This is a genomic window from Exiguobacterium undae DSM 14481 (assembly GCF_000620805.1).
GTDB classification, from domain to species: Bacteria; Bacillota; Bacilli; order Exiguobacteriales; family Exiguobacteriaceae; genus Exiguobacterium_A; species Exiguobacterium_A undae.
On record NZ_KK211187.1, the window covers coordinates 2,223,634 to 2,238,913 of the forward strand.

The 15,280-nt window shown below is 48.7% G+C and carries 16 protein-coding genes; 1 reads left to right on the forward strand and 15 read right to left on the reverse strand.

Features of this window, described 5'->3' with window-relative positions:
- Positions 1-373 precede the first annotated feature (373 nt).
- The 15 genes from spo0A to aroQ all read right to left on the reverse strand — a co-directional run bounded on the left by spo0A (position 374) and on the right by aroQ (position 14,183).
- The gene (gene spo0A, locus P397_RS0112325; RefSeq protein ID WP_081776990.1) at positions 374-1,087 is read right to left on the reverse strand and encodes a sporulation transcription factor Spo0A; all 714 of its coding nucleotides are present in this window, start codon (positions 1,085-1,087) and stop codon (positions 374-376) included.
- Between the two features lie 3 nt (positions 1,088-1,090).
- Positions 1,091-2,797 carry a DNA repair protein RecN gene (recN, locus tag P397_RS0112330; RefSeq protein ID WP_028106751.1) on the reverse strand — a complete coding sequence of 569 codons (1,707 nt, stop codon included), beginning with the start codon at positions 2,795-2,797 and terminating at the stop codon, positions 1,091-1,093.
- 12 nt (positions 2,798-2,809) lie between these two features.
- A complete protein-coding gene (gene ahrC, locus P397_RS0112335) occupies positions 2,810-3,259 on the reverse strand; it encodes a transcriptional regulator AhrC/ArgR (RefSeq protein WP_026833554.1) in 450 nt (149 codons plus the stop codon).
- 141 nt (positions 3,260-3,400) lie between these two features.
- On the reverse strand, positions 3,401-4,207 hold the full coding sequence (locus P397_RS0112340) for a TlyA family RNA methyltransferase (protein WP_028106752.1): 807 nt from the start codon (positions 4,205-4,207) through the stop codon (positions 3,401-3,403).
- A gap of 6 nt (positions 4,208-4,213) precedes the next feature.
- On the reverse strand, positions 4,214-6,100 hold the full coding sequence (gene dxs, locus P397_RS0112345; protein WP_026833556.1) for a 1-deoxy-D-xylulose-5-phosphate synthase: 1,887 nt from the start codon (positions 6,098-6,100) through the stop codon (positions 4,214-4,216).
- Positions 6,101-6,221: 121 nt separating this feature from the next.
- Positions 6,222-7,091 (reverse strand): polyprenyl synthetase family protein, encoded by an 870-nt coding sequence (locus P397_RS0112350; RefSeq protein WP_026833557.1) that lies wholly within the window; start codon positions 7,089-7,091, stop codon positions 6,222-6,224.
- Positions 7,088-7,309, reverse strand: a complete 222-nt coding sequence (gene xseB, locus P397_RS0112355) for an exodeoxyribonuclease VII small subunit (RefSeq protein ID WP_035387654.1) — start codon at positions 7,307-7,309, stop codon at positions 7,088-7,090. Before xseB ends, P397_RS0112350 begins: the two co-directional genes overlap by 4 nt.
- On the reverse strand, positions 7,287-8,633 hold the full coding sequence (gene xseA, locus P397_RS0112360; protein WP_028106753.1) for an exodeoxyribonuclease VII large subunit: 1,347 nt from the start codon (positions 8,631-8,633) through the stop codon (positions 7,287-7,289). Before xseA ends, xseB begins: the two co-directional genes overlap by 23 nt.
- Positions 8,630-9,463, reverse strand: coding sequence for a bifunctional methylenetetrahydrofolate dehydrogenase/methenyltetrahydrofolate cyclohydrolase FolD (folD, locus tag P397_RS0112365; protein ID WP_081776044.1), 834 nt, complete (start codon positions 9,461-9,463; stop codon positions 8,630-8,632). The genes xseA and folD overlap by 4 nt, the downstream gene beginning before the upstream one ends.
- Positions 9,464-9,529: 66 nt before the next feature.
- Positions 9,530-9,955 carry a transcription antitermination factor NusB gene (nusB, locus tag P397_RS0112370; protein WP_081776045.1) on the reverse strand — a complete coding sequence of 142 codons (426 nt, stop codon included), beginning with the start codon at positions 9,953-9,955 and terminating at the stop codon, positions 9,530-9,532.
- Between the two features lie 119 nt (positions 9,956-10,074).
- On the reverse strand, positions 10,075-11,427 hold the full coding sequence (accC, locus tag P397_RS0112375; RefSeq protein WP_235183993.1) for an acetyl-CoA carboxylase biotin carboxylase subunit: 1,353 nt from the start codon (positions 11,425-11,427) through the stop codon (positions 10,075-10,077).
- 14 nt (positions 11,428-11,441) lie between these two features.
- Entirely contained in the window at positions 11,442-11,897 is a 456-nt protein-coding gene (gene accB / locus P397_RS0112380) for an acetyl-CoA carboxylase biotin carboxyl carrier protein (protein WP_028106754.1), read from the reverse strand.
- A 181-nt stretch (positions 11,898-12,078) separates the two neighbouring features.
- Complete coding sequence (gene efp, locus P397_RS0112385; protein ID WP_026833564.1) at positions 12,079-12,645, reverse strand: elongation factor P; 567 nt, start codon at positions 12,643-12,645, stop codon at positions 12,079-12,081.
- Between the two features lie 33 nt (positions 12,646-12,678).
- Positions 12,679-13,743: a M24 family metallopeptidase gene (locus P397_RS0112390; protein WP_028106755.1), complete on the reverse strand. Its 1,065-nt coding sequence runs from the start codon at positions 13,741-13,743 to the stop codon at positions 12,679-12,681.
- Between the two features lie 17 nt (positions 13,744-13,760).
- Entirely contained in the window at positions 13,761-14,183 is a 423-nt protein-coding gene (aroQ, locus tag P397_RS0112395; protein ID WP_026833566.1) for a type II 3-dehydroquinate dehydratase, read from the reverse strand.
- 156 nt (positions 14,184-14,339) lie between these two features.
- Here aroQ and P397_RS0112400 point away from each other — a divergent pair, with 156 nt between their 5' ends.
- Positions 14,340-15,272, forward strand: coding sequence for a DUF1385 domain-containing protein (locus P397_RS0112400; protein WP_026833567.1), 933 nt, complete (start codon positions 14,340-14,342; stop codon positions 15,270-15,272).
- The last annotated feature ends 8 nt before the right edge of the window (positions 15,273-15,280 follow it).

Genomic DNA, 15,280 nt, shown 5'->3' on the forward strand with positions numbered 1-15,280 from the left:
TACGTTACCTTCCACTTTTCCCTTGCTTCGAAATCGTGGAGTCTCACATCGATTCGAGATGTCTCATCTGGAAAAGACATGAAGTGCCTTGGTATGACGTACTACCAAGAGAATGTCGTCCTTCATTCTTGAGCCGTTTACAGGTGGCGTCCTGAGATGATGGGTGTTGAACGGTTTTCCGGGAACCAGTTCGACTCGACGTTCATCTGACGTCTTTCCAAATCATTTGGTACCTTTATTATAACAAACATTTTAGTTTATGCAACATTTATTTAATGAATATTCAGTCTTTTTTACAAATGAAAAACAAGCGGTTGCCTCGAACCTGTTTTGTCCGAAGCAACCGCTTATTTCAATACGTCCTTCATCGTGTTCACGATCCATTCATATGGTTCGAGACGTACGAGATGAACTCTGAGTTTTTGGGACTTTTTTGTTGTTCGATCCGCCCGGCGAATAAACTGTTTTCACTCATGCCTTCTTTCCACGCGGACTTGATGGCATGGCGCATCGCCCGTTCGACACGCGACGATGTCGTCTGATGTTTTTTGGCGATCATCGGATACAGTTCTTTTGTGATCAATCCAAGTAAATCTTCCCGCTCGAGTACCATCAAGACCGCATCCTTCAGATACGTGAACCCTTTAATGTGCGGAGCAATCCCGATTTCCCGTAAAGTCGTCCCGACTTTTGATTCGACGGGTTCCGGCTGCGTCGACTGCACACCGTTGATGACAAGACGGATTTTATTGACCAACTGATCCAGACTGAACGGCTTCAATAAAAAGTAAGCGGCCCCGAGGGAAACAGCTTGTTGCGACACTTCGTCCTTGCCAAATGCACTCAACATGATGACAGCGGGACTGCTTTTATGCTTCATCAAAGCTTCGAGAACTCCGAGCCCATCCAGATGCGGCATGATGATGTCTAGTAACAGCACATCGGTTTCCACCTGTTCTAATTTTTCAAGGCAGCTTTCGCCGTTATATGCGACGCATACAACTTCCATGTCTTCTTGCGCAGAGAGATGCTGGCGAATCAATTCGACCATTTCTCGGTTGTCGTCCGCTATGCCGACTCTAATCAATCGTTACACCCCATTTTTAAGCGATTCCTTCATGTTCATTGCCTGTTCCATCAATTCCTCGGCATGACGCAACGTCAAATCCGTCATATGTGTCCCGGAAATCATGCGTCCAAGCTCATTGCCGCGTTCCGAATCCGTCAGGACATTCACTTGTGTCGTCGTCCGGTCTGTTTCTTCGATTTTACGGATATACAGATGTTGGTCCGCAATCGAAGCCACTTGTGGCAAGTGGGTGATACACAGTACCTGGCTGTCGATCGACAGACGATAGATTTTTTCGGCCATCGCTTGTGCGACCCGTCCGGATACCCCTGTGTCGACTTCATCAAAGATGATGGACGCCACACCGACCGAACGCGAGAAAATTGATTTCAAACCAAGCATGATCCGTGATAATTCTCCGCCGGATGCAACTTTCCCAAGTGACTTAAACGGCTCTCCCGCATTGGTCATGATATAGAACTCAACGAAATCAATTCCGTTTCTCCGTAAGACCGGTGTTTTTCCGTCTTGCAGGAAACGAATCTCAAATCGTGCCTTCTCCATGTACAATTGCCGTAATTCGAGATGGATCGCCTCTCCCAAAAGGAGCGCTGCCTGGCGACGGGCTTGCGACAGTTCGCCGCCGATCTCAAACAGTTCCGACTCCAGTTGTTCGACTTCCGTCTTCAGTTTCTCAATCCGTTCGTCCCGGTTCGTCATCGTGTCCAGTTCGACACTGATTTTTTTGCCATAGGCGATGACTTCTTCGATCGTCGCTCCGTATTTTCGTTTCAATTGCTGGAAAACGGATAACCGCAGTTCAATCTCATCCAACCGGTTCGAATCGAACTCCAGTGTCTCGAGTTGGTCGCGAATCGCATAGCCGACTTCCTCTAACGCATAAAACGCATTGGCCAGTGTATCGCTTTGTCCGGAGAACTCTTCATCGATGCTTGATGCTTGCTGGAGCTCACGCATCGCATCCCCGACTGAGTCAATCCCCCGCCGTTCGTCATGCAACGCGTCATAGGCAGCACTCAAGGACGCATGCAGCTTCTCGAAGTTCGCCAACCGATTCCGTTCGCTCAACAGATCTTCTTCTTCCCCTTTTCGGAGTTTCGCACTGTCGATTTCTTCTGTCTGAAAGGACAAGAGATCAATCCGTTGTGCGAGTTCCTGCTCACTTTGCGCCAATGCCTGCAACGCGTCCCGCTTTTCTTCGTACTGCTCAAACCGTGCTTGATAACGCTCGAGAATCGGTGTGATCGTCTCCTGACCAAAATCATCAAGAATCGTCTGATGGTACGTACTCTCCATCAAATGCTGATGTTCATGCTGACCGTGTAGATCGACCAGAACCCGTCCGAATTCGCGTAAAATCGTTAATGTCACGAGTTTATGATTCACCCGGCAGACGCTTTTACCGGAAGCAAACAGGTCCCGTCGCAAGATGATCATGCCGTCTTCCATGTCAATGCCGTATTCCTCTGCCAACGTATACGCCATATGACCGTCTTCAATCATGAACAGACCTTCGAGTTCCGCTTTGTCTTCACCATACCGGACGAACTCGGCAGAACCACGTCCACCAATCAATAACCCGATTGCGTCAAGAACAATCGATTTCCCGGCTCCGGTTTCTCCGGTCAAGACGGTCATTCCTTTTTTAAAATCGATTTGCAGTTGGTCAATGATTGCAAATTGTTTAATCGATAATTCAGCTAACATCGTGTCAACTCCTTAAAGCATCCCTAAGATACGTTCCGTCACTTCTTCTGCCGCTTCTTCACTCCGTGCAATCATCAGGATTGTATCATCTCCGCACACTGTCCCGAGGAGCTCCGTCCAATTCAGATGATCAAGCAGCACACCCAGTGCATTTGCATTGCCCGGCAATACATGCATGACGATCAAATTTTGAGCAGAGTCAATCGAGATAAAGCTGTCCCCGAGCAAGCGACGTAACTTTCCTAATGGATTAAAACGCTGATCAGCGGGCAGACTGTATTTATAACGACCGTCGTTGAGCGGTACTTTAACAAGGTGTAATTCCTTGATGTCCCGTGAAACAGTCGCTTGCGTTACTTTATATCCTGCATTTCGAAGCTCTTCCACCAATTCATCCTGTGTCTCGATTTCCGACTGCGTAATGATTTCCCGAATCTTGATTAACCGTTGCCCCTTTGTCATCCTTGCACCTCACAGTTTTTCTTCACTGATACTATTGTAATCCAATAATTCGACAAAAGTCCATGCTTGCCCTTTTATTGAACTGAAATCAAAAGCAGACTCCATCATCATGACGAAGTCTGCTTTCGGATTAATTCGATCTTACAAGGCAGCATGCGCCAGACGAACGGTTTCAAGCGGATCCACTTCAGCATCCATTCCCGCTGTCTTGAGCTGTGCATGTAAAAGAAATTCGATGTTGCCTTCTCCACCGGTAATCGGTGAAAAATCAAGTTGTTTGACGTAAAAGCCTTCTCGGACAAAAAAGTCGACCATTTCTTTCAGCACCCGCTCGTGGATACGTTCATCCCGAACGATTCCCTTTTTCCCGACATCGTCTCGTCCCGCCTCAAACTGCGGTTTGACGAGAGCAATGACATCACCGCCGTCCGCTAAAATCGTTTTTAACGGAGGTAAAATCAGACGCAAGGAAATGAAGGAGACATCGATCGTTGCGAAGCTCGGCTGGACCGGAAACATATCAGGTGTCGCATGACGGAAATTCGTTTTTTCCATTGCCGTCACACGATCGTCTGAGCGCAGCTTCCAATCCAATTGGTTCGAGCCGACATCCAAAGCGTACATGTGGGCAGCTCCGTTTTGGAGCGCACAGTCGGTGAAGCCACCGGTCGAAGAGCCGATGTCAAGACCCGTCCGGGCAGTGACGTCGATCTCAAAGACGCCGAGCGCCTTTTCCATCTTGAAGCCGCCACGTCCGACGTATGGCATGACTTGACCTTTGACCATCAAATCAATATCGGATTTCACCTTTTCACCGGCTTTTTCCAACCGTTCTGTGCCACTAAATACAAGTCCTGCCATGATGGTTCGTTTTGCCTTTTCACGTGTTTCACATAAACCGCGCTCGACGAGCAAGACGTCGAGGCGGATTTTTTTTACAGTTTCCATCAATCGTTACACACTCTGTTTCTTTCCTTGATTGACAAACGAACGGACTTCTTCCGCGATTTGTCCAGGTAATAAGCCGATCTCTTCTAGCAATTCGTTGACACCGCCATGCTCGATATACCAGTCTGGAATACCAAAGCGTTTAACACGCGGGAAAGCTTCTTGTTCGTTGGCATGCTCAAGAACTGCGGAACCAAATCCGCCTTTCAGGACAGCCTCTTCAAGTGTCACGAGCGGAATCCCTTCTGCATATAACGCATCCAACATTTTTTCATCCAGTGGTTTGATCGTCCGGGCGTTAATGACACGAACCGACAGATCACCTTCAAGAAGTTCTGCGATTTTCAACGCATCTTGCACTTGAGGACCAAATGCCATGATCGCGACATCGGTTCCCTCGCGTTCCACTTCCCATGTATCAAGCGAAATCTCATGGAGTGTTTCGTCCATCGTGACACCGATTCCTTCACCACGCGGGAAACGGACGGCAATCGGACCTTCGTATTTAACAGCGGAATACAGTAAATGCTGTAACTCATTTTCATCCTTCGCCATGACGATGCGGATGTTTGGCACATGACGCATAAAGGCGATGTCAAAGACCCCTTGGTGTGTCTCGCCGTCAGCACCAACAAGTCCTGAACGGTCGATCGTGAAGGTCACGTCAAGATTTTGACGGGCCACATCGTGGACCAATTGATCATAGGCGCGTTGGAAGAACGTCGAATAAATCGAAACGACCGGCTTCATTCCTTGCGTCGCTTGCCCGGCGGCAAACGTGACCGCGTGTTGTTCGGCAATCCCGACATCAAACATCCGGTTCGGGAATTCTTTTTCAAAACAATCGAGTTTTGATCCGACACTCATCGCTGGTGTAATCAATGTCAGCTTGTCTTCGTCACGTGCCATTTTCGTCAGCGTGTCGGCAACAGTAAACGAATAGCTCGGTGCTTTTGACTTCCCTTTGATGACTTCTCCGGACTCGATTTTATAAGGTCCGAGACCATGCCACGTGCCGACTCCGTCGTACTCGGCAGGACGGTATCCTTTTCCTTTTTTCGTGATGACGTGAAGCAGGACAGGTCCTTCTTCTTTTTTGACGTAGTTCAACTGTTCAATCAAATCATCTAAATCATGACCGTCGACCGGTCCATAATAGTTAAAACCAAGCTCTTCAAAGAACATCCCCGGAACAAGTGCCCCTTTGACGGCTTCTTTGATTTTTTCTCCGCCTTTTTCAAGTTTCCCGCCAATCAACGGAATTTTTTTGATCAAGGTTTCCAGCTCATCCTGCGCGTAGCGTACTTTACGCGACGACCGGATCCGACCTAACATCTGATGCATCGCGCCGACGTTCGGTGCGATCGACATTTCGTTGTCGTTTAAGATGACGATGACATTTTGTTGTTCCGCTCCGATATGGTTGAGTGCTTCAAGCGCCATACCGCCTGTCAATGCGCCATCACCGATGATCGCAATCGCCCGATCATCGTTCCCTTTTAATTCATTGGATACGGCGATCCCCATCGCAGCTGAGAGCGATGTCGAACTGTGACCTGTTTCCCAGACATCATGGATGCTTTCGTTACGTTTCGGGAAACCGCATAGTCCTTTATGTTGACGTAACGTATCAAACTGTCCTGCACGTCCGGTCAAGATTTTATGCACATACGCTTGATGCCCGACATCCCAAACGAATTTATCGTTCGGACTATCAAATTCCCGATGCAGGGCTAATGTCAGTTCAACGACACCCAGGTTAGGTGCCAAATGTCCACCCGTCGTTGCTAACTCTTCAATCAAAAAGCGTCGAATATCGCCCGCAAATACTTCTAATTCCGAGACTGACATGCGCTTTAAAAATGACGGATCCTGTATTTCTGTCAACTTCATACCTTACCGCCTCTTTCCCTTACATTCTTATATGGTTTGTACCCTACATTGTACTAGAACAATCTTTCGAACGCCACATTACCGGCACATAAAAAAAAGACGGCGCATGGCGCCGTCCATCTTAATGGTCGCGCTTGACGACAAAGTCGAGTAGTTCCTTGAGGGGTGTTGCTTCGACGGAAAGAGCTTCAATCGCTTCGTTCGCCGCCGTCACTTGTGCTGCAAGTGCCCGCTTCGCGCCATCGAGACCAAGTAACTTCGGATAAGTCGCTTTATCGTTTCCTTCATCGCTTCCGACAGGTTTCCCGATTTTTTCTGCATCTCCGGTCACATCGAGGATGTCGTCTTGAATTTGGAACGCAATCCCGAGATGACGTCCGTAGCGTTTCAAATGGGTAATATCCGCGTCTGTGACTTGGGCCAAAATCCCGCCTGCTTCGACTGCGAAGATCAACAATGCGCCTGTTTTCCGGCGGTGGATCGACTCTAATTCCTGTGCGTCGTTAATGCCACCGCGTTCGCCGAGCATATCGTCCAGTTGTCCGCCCACCATTCCAGCAGCACCCGCTGCTGTTGCCAAGCGTTCAACGAGCTTCACTTTGACTTCTGCCGATGCCTGTGTTTCCAGTAAACACGTAAAAGCGTTTGTCAGCAAGGCATCGCCTGCAAGAATCGCCGTTGCTTCGTCATACTGGATATGATTGGTCGGTCGTCCACGACGCATATCATCATCATCCATCGCCGGTAGATCGTCGTGAATCAGCGAATATGTATGGATCATCTCAAGTGCTGCCGCCGTTGCATCACCTGTCTTCCGGTCGACACCGTATGCATCAAGAACAGCATAAATCAATGCCGGACGCACACGTTTCCCTCCCGCATCAAGCGAATAACGCATCGCTGACCGCAGACGGTCCGGTGCATCCAACCGGTTCATGAACGTTTCGAGTGCCTGTTCGACTTGCGTTTTCCACTCTGTCAAAACAATCATTGTGATCCCCCTTTTTCTCGTAACGTGCCATCTTGCTCCAAGATTTGATCAAGTCGTTTTTCAGCTGTTGACAGTTTCCCTTGGCAAAGGGCAGTCAGTTTGACCCCTTCTTCATACAAGACCATCGCTTGCTCGAGCGGTGCATCGCCTTCTTCCAGCAATTCAACGATTTCTTCCAAACGCTCTAACGCCGCTTCAAAGGTTTGTTCCGTTTCCATCTTCATCTTCATCCTCTCGTTTCGCTAGGATACTTCCGTCATGAAACTGAACCCGGAAGGTCTGATCTGACAATTGGTGGACTGAACGGACGAGTTGTCCGTCCTGTTCGACATACGTATACCCGCGCAGGAGCACTTGGGTCGGACTGACCGAATCGAGACGGGCAATCATTTGGTACAGTCGTTCCTGTTTCGACCGCATGACATGATGAATCCGCTCCAATTGTTTCCGGGTCCGGATCAGTTCACGCCCTTGATCCGACAAACGTTCCCGAAGCGGAATTCGTTGCAACCGTTTCGATACATCACCTAACGCCTGTTGCTTTACCTGCATCATCTGTTTGCTGATCCGACTAAGTCCCATCTCCGCCCGGTCCAGGCGTTCTTGTTTTAATCCTAACAGGACACGCGGAGATTTCAAACCGTAGCTTCCGGCAAGGCGGGTGACGCGGTCTTTCCGTTCTTTGATGTATTGGTCATAATTACGGGTCAGACGACGCTTCAGGTCAGCGACACGCTTCTCGAGCTCCGCAGCTTCCGGTGTGACAAGCTCTGCCGCTGCAGTCGGTGTCGCAGCCCGCACGTCCGCCACGAAATCCGCAATTGTAAAGTCCGTTTCATGACCAACGGCCGAGACAATCGGGATGTTCGATTCATGAATCGCCGTCACGACATCGATTTCATTGAATGCCCAGAGTTCTTCAATCGAGCCACCGCCTCGACCGATAACCATGACATCACATGCTTGATGTTCATTCATCAGCTGAATCGCACGCGCGATTTGCGGGACGGCTTCCTTGCCTTGAACGAGGACGGGGGCAAAAATGATTGCCGCTTGCGGATAACGCCGGCGTAATGTCGTCGCAATATCGTGCAAAGCAGCACCTTTAGGCGATGTGACGATGCCGATTCTACCCGGCAATGTCGGCAACGGTTGCTTCAGTGACTCTTCAAACCAACCACGGGTCTCAAGATCATCTTTCAGACGGACATAGGCTTCATACAGCGCCCCAACCCCGTCTTCCATCATCCGCTCGACGTATAACTGCATCTCGCCTGACGCCAGATAAACGGACAGGCGTGCCGTCAGGACGACACGCGCCCCGTCACGCACGTCGGTTTTGACGCGACTGGCATCGCGGGCAAACATGACCGCCTTCATTTTTGACTGTTCATCCTTCAACGTAAAATAAAGGTGACCGGAAGAGTGTCGTTTAAAGTTCGACACTTCTCCCACCACCTGGACTTGTTGCAGCAACGAATCGCTTTCTAATTCCCGTTTCACGTAATTCACGAGTTCCGAAACCTGAAGCGGATCCGTCATTTTGCCGCCTCAATCGTATTGTGGAGCAACATCGTAATCGTCATCGGTCCAACACCACCCGGCACAGGTGTAATCATCGATGCGACCTCTTGAACCGTTTCAAATTCGACGTCACCGACTAACTTGCCGTCCACCCGGTTGACACCGACATCGATGACGACCGCGTCCGGCTTGACCATGTCGGCCGTAATTAATTTTGGAACACCAACAGCGACAATCAGGATGTCCGCCTGACGTGTCATGGCAGCGAGATCCGCCGTTTTCGAATGGCAATAGGTCACCGTGGCTGACTCATTTAAAAACAGCATCCCGACCGGTTTGCCGACGATTTGACTTCGACCGACCACAACGACATGACGTCCGGCAATCGGCACATTCATTTCTTTGACGAGATGGAGAATCCCGTTTGGTGTACACGGCAGGAATGTCGGCTCACCAATCATCATCTTGCCGACTGATACCGGGTGGAACCCATCGACATCTTTTTCCGGAGCAATCGCAAAGATGACCTTACTCTCATCGATGTGTTGCGGCAATGGCAGCTGAACGAGAATTCCGTGAACACTGGCATCCACGTTTAATCGTTCAATCAAGTGAAGTAGTTCCGACTCGGTCGTCTCTGCCGGTAAACGGATCAAGTCGGAATCCATACCGATCTCCTGTGCGGCTTTTTCTTTCCCCCGGACGTAGGATTGACTTGCCGGATCTTCGCCGATCAAGATGACGGTTAGCTTCGGTTGAATACGTTGTTCTTTTAGACGTGCGACCTCTTCTTTCAGTTTCAAACGATACGATTGTGCCACTTGTTTCCCATCGATTACGACTGCCATGATTTTGTCCACTCCCCCAAAAATATTCACTTCACTCTTTGCCTGATCCAATTTCTCTTTTTACGTTCAGTTGCTTTGCGGATTTTCTTTCAAACCGTTTTGTTCAACCTCTTGTGCCACTTTTCCTAATACTCCGTTGACAATTTTTGTTGCTTCTTCGTCAGCAAAAGCTTTCGTCAATTCAATCGCTTCATTGATCGTTACCCGGACTGGAATTTTAGTTTCAAATAACAGTTCATAGACAGCCAGACGAAGAATCGTCCGTTCGATGTTACCGAGACGTTCAAATGACCAGTTAACGAGCGCAGCACGCAACTTTTGATCGATTTCCGGTTTGTTTGCTTCGACACCTTCCACTAATCGTGTTACAAATGCATCATATTCTTTACCTTCTACTGCGAATTCAATGGCTTCTTGTGCAGACAGATCCGAGAGTTCCATTTGGAACAAAGACTGTACTGCGAGTTCGCGTGCCATATGTCTTTTCATCATGATTTTACGTGCTCCTTTTTTTATCGTTCTCAATCAATTAGTTTAGCACATTCTTTTTTCAAAAAATATAGAGAACGCCAAAAAGACGGGAGCAAAATCAAACCTCTCCCGTCATTCCATTACTTCACGATTTCAGCCTTCAGTTCACGTTCCGTGAACTTCGTCGTAAACGTACCCCGACGGAATACCGGATGCGCCAGTACCTTTTGATGGAATGGAATCGTCGTCTTGACACCTTCAATCCAAAATTCAGATAAAGCCCGTTCCATTTTCGCACATGCTTCTTCCCGTGTTTCGGCATGCACAATCAGTTTCGCGACCATCGAATCGTAATAAGGTGGAATCATATAGCCCGGATAAACAGCGCTGTCGATCCGAACACCCATGCCACCTGGAGCAACGTACTGTGTGACGCGACCGGCATGCGGACGGAAGTCATGTTCCGGATCTTCCGCATTGATCCGACACTCAATCGAATGACCACGGAATTCAATGTCTTGTTGTTGAACAGCCAGCGGGTGATCAAGTGCCACCTGGAGTTGCGCTTGAACGAGATCAAATCCTGTAATCATCTCCGTTACCGGATGTTCGACCTGAATCCGGGTATTCATTTCCATGAAGAAAAATTCATTCGTTTCTTCCACGAAGATGAATTCAATCGTTCCGGCTCCTGTGTAATCGATTGCTTTCGCCGCCTTGACGGCCGCTTCGCCCATCTTCAGACGTGTTTCAGCGCTGACGGCCGGAGACGGTGCTTCCTCGATTAATTTCTGCATCCGCCGCTGGACGGTACAATCCCGTTCCCCGAGGTGAATGACATTCCCATGACGGTCCGCGAGCACTTGCACCTCAACATGACGGAACTCTTCGATGAAGCGTTCGAGGTAGACGTCACTGTTACCAAAAGCTTGTTTGGCTTCACGGCGTGTTTCATCCAGTCCGACGATGAGTTCTTCTTTCGAACGCGCGACACGAATACCGCGTCCTCCCCCACCTGCTGTTGCCTTGATGATGACCGGATAGCCGATCTCGTCGGCTAATTGCATCGCTTCGTCATCCGTGACCGTTCCGTCCGAACCCGGTACGACCGGTACGCCGCAGGCAATCATCGTTTGTTTCGCAACATCCTTGATCCCCATCTGGCGAATCGCATCAGACGTCGGTCCGACGAACTTGATTCCGCAAGCTTCACACATTTCAGCAAAGTCAACGTTCTCCGCCAGGAATCCGTATCCCGGGTGAATCATCGTCACATTCCGGTTCGTCGCAACGGCTAAGATGTTCGTGACGTTTAAGTATGAGGCCGTCGAACTCACATCCCCGATGCAGTACGCTTCATCTGCCAGACGGACATGCAGTGCTTCACGATCTGCTGTCGAGTAAACGGCAACCGTCTGAATTCCAAGTTCTTTGGCTGCCCGAATAATCCGGACCGCAATTTCGCCTCGGTTCGCTATTAAAAGTTTCTCCATTGCCATCACCCCGCTTACGGACGAATCCGGAAGAGTGGTTGTCCGAATTCAACAAGATCTCCGTCTGCGACGAGAATCTCGACGACCGTTCCGGCTACTTCCGAGTTTAGATTGTTAAATAATTTCATTGCTTCAAGAACACAGATGACTTGACCGACTTCGATTTGATCGCCGACTTTGACGAAAGACGGTTTGTCCGGATTCGGACGGGAATAAAACGTTCCGACCATCAACGCATTGATCGTCACGGTATCGGCTTCCGACACTACATTTTCTTCAGGTGCTGCTTCTGCGACCGGTGCGGCAGGTTGAGCCGGAGCCGCGACTGGTGCCGGCGCTTGATGTGAAACGACGACGCTATCATTTTGTTTTTTTAATTTTAACTTATACGTATCGGTTTCAAGAGAAAGTTCATTGACGCTCGACTGATCTAACATTTCGAGTACTTGCTTTAACTGATCAATTTTCATTTATCATTCATCCCCTATCTCAACATTCACCTGTAACATTATACTTTAATATTATACCAGGTGCTAATGTCTACTCAAATACTAATATTAACTGGTCATACCAAAGGACGCAAGTCGAGGCAAAATGAAAAAAACGCCCGTTGATTCAATCCGAAGATGAACGGGCGTTGTTTGAGCTGAATTATCCGTTGTAACGCCCTGTAAAATCACCAGTACGTGTATCAACTGTTACTTTTTCTCCTGCTTCGATGAAGAGTGGTACATGAATGATATGTCCCGTCTCAACCGTTGCATTTTTCTTAACGTTTGAAGCCGTGTCGCCTTTGACGCCCGGTTCTGCTTCGACAATCGTCATGACGATCGTGTTCGGCAACTCGATTCCGAGGATTTCACCATTGTAGACAGCGATTTGAACTTCCATGTTTTCAAGAAGGAACGGGAGCGCCGCTTCGACTTGTGCAGTCGTCAATTCCAACTGCTCATATGATTCTGTATCCATGAAGACATATGTTTCGCCCATCGGATAGAGGTATTGCATCTTGTTCCGCTCGATGTGGGCACGCTCGACACGTTCACCACCACGGAATGTCATCTCTTGGATGTTTCCGTTACGGATGTTACGCATTTTCGTCCGGACGAATGCTGCCCCTTTACCTGGTTTAACGTGTTGGAATTCAAGCACCTGCCAAATCATTCCGTCTGACGTCTTAATTGTAAGTCCTGTTTTTAAATCGTTTACTGATACCATAAAAAGTTCCTCCTAAATGTTGATCTTGCCGTTTTAAAGTGTGATGAGTTCTTTTGGAGAAGAAGACAAAATTTCGCGCCCTGTCTCGGTGATCAAGACGTCGTCTTCAATCCGACATCCGCCGACTTGCGGCACATAAATGCCCGGTTCGACCGTAACGATCATTCCCGGCTCCAGCTTCGTTTCCGAACGGAATGAAAGTCCCGGTCCTTCATGCACTTCCAGACCGATCCCGTGTCCCGTCGAATGACCAAAGTATTCTCCGTATCCGGCATCCTTGATGATGTCGCGTGTCAAAGCATCCGCCTCGATTCCGGTAATTCCCGGACGTAATCCGTCAACACCCGCCAGCTGTGCTTGTAGAACCGTATCATAAATCTTTTGTAACTCCGGACTGATCGATCCGATGGCGACGGTACGTGTGATATCGGATACGTATCCATTGAGAAGCGCCCCAAAATCCAGTGTCACGAGTTCTCCCGTCTGAATGACTTTCGAACTCGCCACGCCATGCGGTAATGCCGAACGGTAACCCGATGCGACGATCGTATCGAATGATGAAGAGGTTGCCCCTTGTTTACGCATGAAGAATTCCAATTCATTTGATACTTCCAGTTCTGTTCTTCCCGGCTGAATGTACGTCAAGATGTGATGGAACGTTGCATCCGCTAACTCCACCGCTTCCTTAACCATCTTAATCTCTGAAGAATCCTTAATCAAGCGTAGGTTTTCGACGATTCCCGTCGTCGGCACGAGCTCGATTGCCGAAGCTTGATCAAACGCTTCGAACGAACCGAGGGTCATCGCATCTTTTTCGACACCGACGGCCCGCACGCGTGCACCCGCCATCAACTCACCCATCGTCTCCGGAATTGAACGTTCGATTTGCACGATTTCCATCCCTTTTACTTGATCAGCAGCTTGTTCCGTATAACGGAAATCCGTTACGAAATAGGCTTGTTCTCCTGTTACGAGACAGGCACCGCTCGAACCCGTAAACCCGGAGATATAACGGATGTTTTCCGCTTTTGTCACGAGCAGACCCGGTAAATCACGTTCTTTTAGAGCCGCTTGGAGTGCTTCAATACGATGTTTCATGTCTTTTCCCCCTTATGTTAGATGGACGGATGAATCAGTGCCTCAACAGCCAACAAGTACCCCGTCATCCCTAATCCGCTGATTACACCTCGGCAAACCGGCGCCAGCATCGAATGATGCCGAAATGCTTCACGTGCATGAACATTCGACAAATGAACTTCAATCGTCGGTACATCAATCGCAGCAATTGCGTCACGCAGGGCGATGCTCGTATGCGTGTAGGCAGCGGCATTCAAGACGACGCCGTCGTATCCGCGTGCTTCATGCAAAAGATCAACCAGTTCCCCTTCATGATTTGATTGGGCAAACCGAAAGTTCACCTGTTGAAAACGTTCCCGCATCCGATCTTCCAAATCCGATAACGTCTGTCTGCCATATGTATCCGGTTCCCGTGTTCCAAGTAAATTCAAGTTCGGTCCATTCAAGACGAAGATCCGCATCTCATCACCTCCAGATTGTCCTTGTTATTGTATCATAAGTCGTTTTCCGACTCCTAAATTTTCAATCTACTTTGACAGCTCGCCGTAGTCTTTTTTCGACAAATCAAGTAAACTGACGATACACGATACTTTACTTCAGATAGGATGCGTTTCTCTATGAAAACTGCTAAAGCCCCTGTCGGTGGACAGGCCATCGTCGAAGGGGTCATGTTTCAGAATGCGACCCATGCCGTGTCGGCGATCCGGCGAAACGATGATACGATTGAAACGTTTGAACAACAGAAACCGCTTCGCCCCCGGATTGCAGCCGGTAAAAAAATTCCGTTGCTGCGCGGCTTGTTTGCTCTCGTTGAATCCTCTGCGAATGGTGCAAGTCACATGAATTTCGCCAGTGACCGCTATGGCGTCAACCCCGGTGAAGAGGAACCTGAAGAACAGCACCAAGGTCAATTGACAAAATGGCTGGGCGTCGCTTTTATCGGAGTCTTGTCCTTTTTCTTCGGAAAGTTGCTCTTTACGTTATTACCTGCTTTCCTGGCTTCCTTGTTCAGCTATTTTCCGGAACTGTCTGGTCACTTCATTCAAAACGTTCTGGAAGCATTGATCAAGTTGACGCTGTTGTTCAGTTACCTGTATCTGATTTCCTTGACCCCGCTCGTTAAGCGATTGTTTCAGTACCATGGTGCTGAACATAAAGTCATCAACTGTGTTGAAGCCGGACAACCGTTGACGGTCGAAAACGTCCGTAAAAGCAGCCGTCTTCATTACCGGTGTGGTTCAAGCTTCTTGATTTTCACTGTCATCGTCGGCTTTTTCGTTTATTTAATTGTCCCGACCGATCCACTTTGGTTGCGTCTTGTTTGTCGAATCGCCCTTTTACCTGTCGTCATCGGTCTCTCTTTTGAAGTTTTACAGTTGACGAATAAGGCACAGAACATTAAAGGATTACGCGTCATCGCCTTGCCTGGCCTTTGGTTACAATACTTGACGACAAAAGAACCGGACGATTCTCAGATCGAGGTTGCGATTTATGCGTTTGAAGCACTCGAAAAACAGGAACATAACCTACATGAGAATGCACTTGGTTAATTGATAAC

What these genes read in the sequence shown, in the direction of transcription:
- xseB (WP_035387654.1), bottom strand. Translation starts at nt 7,309, where the DNA reads ATGGAAACGGAACAAACCTTTGAAGCGGCGTTAGAGCGTTTGGAAGAA.
- xseA (WP_028106753.1), bottom strand. Translation starts at nt 8,633, where the DNA reads ATGACGGATCCGCTTCAGGTTTCGGAACTCGTGAATTACGTGAAACGG.
- efp (WP_026833564.1), bottom strand. Translation starts at nt 12,645, where the DNA reads ATGGTATCAGTAAACGATTTAAAAACAGGACTTACAATTAAGACGTCA.
- folD (WP_081776044.1), bottom strand. Translation starts at nt 9,463, where the DNA reads ATGGCAGTCGTAATCGATGGGAAACAAGTGGCACAATCGTATCGTTTG.
- accB (WP_028106754.1), bottom strand. Translation starts at nt 11,897, where the DNA reads ATGAAAATTGATCAGTTAAAGCAAGTACTCGAAATGTTAGATCAGTCG.
- recN (WP_028106751.1), bottom strand. Translation starts at nt 2,797, where the DNA reads ATGTTAGCTGAATTATCGATTAAACAATTTGCAATCATTGACCAACTG.
- nusB (WP_081776045.1), bottom strand. Translation starts at nt 9,955, where the DNA reads ATGATGAAAAGACATATGGCACGCGAACTCGCAGTACAGTCTTTGTTC.
- aroQ (WP_026833566.1), bottom strand. Translation starts at nt 14,183, where the DNA reads ATGCGGATCTTCGTCTTGAATGGACCGAACTTGAATTTACTTGGAACA.
- ahrC (WP_026833554.1), bottom strand. Translation starts at nt 3,259, where the DNA reads ATGACAAAGGGGCAACGGTTAATCAAGATTCGGGAAATCATTACGCAG.
- P397_RS0112350 (WP_026833557.1), bottom strand. Translation starts at nt 7,091, where the DNA reads ATGATTGTTTTGACAGAGTGGAAAACGCAAGTCGAACAGGCACTCGAA.
- P397_RS0112390 (WP_028106755.1), bottom strand. Translation starts at nt 13,743, where the DNA reads ATGAAACATCGTATTGAAGCACTCCAAGCGGCTCTAAAAGAACGTGAT.
- dxs (WP_026833556.1), bottom strand. Translation starts at nt 6,100, where the DNA reads ATGAAGTTGACAGAAATACAGGATCCGTCATTTTTAAAGCGCATGTCA.
- P397_RS0112400 (WP_026833567.1), top strand. Translation starts at nt 14,340, where the DNA reads ATGAAAACTGCTAAAGCCCCTGTCGGTGGACAGGCCATCGTCGAAGGG.
- accC (WP_235183993.1), bottom strand. Translation starts at nt 11,427, where the DNA reads ATGGAGAAACTTTTAATAGCGAACCGAGGCGAAATTGCGGTCCGGATT.
- P397_RS0112340 (WP_028106752.1), bottom strand. Translation starts at nt 4,207, where the DNA reads ATGGAAACTGTAAAAAAAATCCGCCTCGACGTCTTGCTCGTCGAGCGC.